This window comes from Pseudonocardia sp. KRD291 (assembly GCF_019263595.1).
GTDB lineage: Bacteria > Actinomycetota > Actinomycetes > Mycobacteriales > Pseudonocardiaceae > Pseudonocardia.
In genome coordinates, this window is record NZ_JADQDD010000475.1 from 1 (window position 1) to 2,464 (window position 2,464).

Below are 2,464 nucleotides of genomic sequence, written 5' to 3' on the forward strand. Positions count from 1 at the left end.
CCTGCGCGGCGGTCGGCTCACCGACGACGTCGACGCGGCCGTCCGGTGCCACCACCAGGCGTGCCGGGTCCTGCACCGGGACCAGGCCGAGCTCGCTCGCCCGCTGCGCCAGGACGGCCGGGCTGTTCATGGTGGAGACCTGGCGGCGCAGCGTCTCGCTCTGCTCGGTCAGGGTCTTGGCCTGGACGCGGGCCTCCTGCAGCCGGTAGGAGTCCCCGGCCGCCGCGGTGGACAGCCACAGGGTGGTGACCAGCCCGACGACCAGCAGCGTCATCACGACCAGCACGAACTTCGCGCGTCCGGCGTGCGCCTGCGCGCGGGCGCCGACGATCCGGCGCAGCCGGTCGTCACGCTGGTCGCGGGCGCGCTGGGCCCCGGCGCCCGCCTTGCGGGTGCCGGCCTGCTTCTTCAGTGCCGAGACACGCCCGGCGCCGCGCTGGGCCGGGATCCGCCCCGGCGCGACCGCCCCCGTCCGGCGGGGGGCCGTCTCCCGGACCGGTGCGCCGGCCCGCCGCTCGATGACCGGTGTACTCATGGCCTCTCACCCCTGCCCTGCGTGCTCGTGCTGCTGGTGTTCATGCCGCCGCCACCCGCTCCGCGGCGCGCAACCGGACCGACGCGGCCCGCGGGTTCTCCTCGATCTCGGCATCGGTCGCCGGCTCCGAGCCCCGGGTGAGCAGCCGGAACTCCGGCCCGTGCCCGGGGAGCTCGACCGGCAGGTCCACCGGCGTGCGGGAGCGGACCCGCTCGGCGAGCTCGCGCTTGACCATCCGGTCCTCGAGCGAGTGGTAGGCCAGCACGACGATCCGGCCCTGCGGCGCGAGCGCGTCCAGGGCGGCCGGCACGGCGGCGCCCAGGGCGTCCAGCTCGCCGTTGACCTCGATCCGCAGTGCCTGGAACGTGCGCTTGGCGGGGTGTCCACCGGTCCGCCGCGACGCCGCAGGCACGGCCGCGTAGAGCAGCTCGACCAGCTCGGCGCTGCGCGTGAGCGGGGCCTTCGTGCGGGCCCGGTCGACCGCGGAGGCGATCCGGCCGGCGAAGCGCTCCTCGCCGTAGTCACGCAGGATGCGGCGCAGCTCGGGCACCGGGTAGGTGTTGAGGACGTCGGCCGCGGTCGGGCCGGTGGTCGGGTCCATCCGCATGTCGAGGTCGGCGTCGCGGGAGTAGGAGAACCCGCGCTCGTCCGCGTCGAGCTGCAGCGAGGACACCCCGAGGTCGAACAGCACGCCGTCGACCGCCTCGATGCCCAGCTCCTCCAGGGACTCGGCGATCCGGTCGTAGACGGCGTGCACCAGGTGCAGCCGGTCGGCGTAGGCGGCCAGCCTGCGCCCGGCCAGCTCCAGGGCCTGCGGGTCGCGGTCCAGGCCGACGAGGGTCAGCTCGGGGTGCGCGGCCAGCAGCGCCGCCGCGTGGCCGCCCAGGCCCAGCGTCGCGTCCACCAGGACGGCCGGGCGCCCGGTCAGCGCCGGGGCCAGCAGCGCCGAGACGCGGTCGAGCAGGACCGGTACGTGCCGTGCGGGGGTGTCACCGTCGCCGTCGCTGGTCCGGTCCACCGTGTCACCCCCTGTCGTTCCGTGCGTTCCGGCGTTCGGTGCGGGGCCGCAGGCTCCGCCCGTTTCCGGTCCCGGCCCGCCGTGGCGGCCCGGGACCGGCCGGACAGGTCCTCCCACCGGCGCGTCGCCCCGACCGGCTCCCACAGCCGGCGCGGCGGAGCGCCTGCGGTCCACCTCCCACCCGAACTCCCCAGTCGAGGTGACCGACGCCGTCCCCATCTCAGATGCCGTGTCGGAGGACCTGGCACCGGGGAAGGTGCGCCAGGGCCACCGTGGGATCCGCGGGCGGACCCGCGGTCACGGCACCTGAGATGGAGACGGCGGCGTGGAGGCGTCGTCCCTTGTGTGCGTGTCACTGCAACGTCGTTCTGGGGGCCACCGCCGGCCGGCGGTGGTCAGAACATGCCGGGCAGAACCTCCTCCTGGGCTTTCGCGAACTCGTCCTCGTGCTGTTCCTGGTAGGACTGCCAGGCCTGCGCGTCCCAGATCTCGGCTCGCGTGAACGCGCCGATCACCACGCAGTCCTTCGACAGGCCGGCGTACCGGCGCAGCTCGGGAGTGATCGCGATCCGCCCCTGAGCGTCGGGGTTCTGCTCGTCGGTGCCCGAGAAGAGGTTGCGCTGGAAGACCCGCGCCGACTCGTTCGTCAGCGGCGCCGCGGCGATCTTGCCGGCCATCTCGGTGAAGGCCTCACGGGTGAACACGTAGAGGCAGTGGTCCTGCCCTTTCGTGATCATGAGCCCGCCTCGCAGTTCGTCGCGGAACTTCGAGGGCAACGTGAGCCGCCCCTTGTCGTCCAGTTTCGGGGTGTAGGTGCCGAGGAACACCTGACCCCACCTCCCCTGGAGCTCCGTTTCGCTCCAGCGATCACCACACTACCCCACCATCCCCCACCGTCAACCCGAGCGAAC

At 73.9% G+C, this 2,464-nt stretch carries 3 protein-coding genes; all 3 read right to left on the minus strand.

All coding sequences use genetic code 11. The features are described 5' to 3' along the window. Positions 1 to 535: hypothetical protein (locus tag I4I78_RS31895; protein ID WP_218615228.1), on the minus strand; the 535-nt coding region annotated here is incomplete at its 3' end. 40 nt (positions 536 to 575) lie between these two features. Beyond that, on the minus strand, positions 576 to 1,553 hold the full coding sequence (rsmH, locus tag I4I78_RS31900; RefSeq protein ID WP_218615229.1) for a 16S rRNA (cytosine(1402)-N(4))-methyltransferase RsmH: 978 nt from the start codon (positions 1,551 to 1,553) through the stop codon (positions 576 to 578). Between the two features lie 395 nt (positions 1,554 to 1,948). Continuing rightward, positions 1,949 to 2,380, minus strand: coding sequence for a division/cell wall cluster transcriptional repressor MraZ (gene mraZ / locus I4I78_RS31905; RefSeq protein WP_218615230.1), 432 nt, complete (start codon positions 2,378 to 2,380; stop codon positions 1,949 to 1,951). Positions 2,381 to 2,464: the final 84 nt, after the last annotated feature.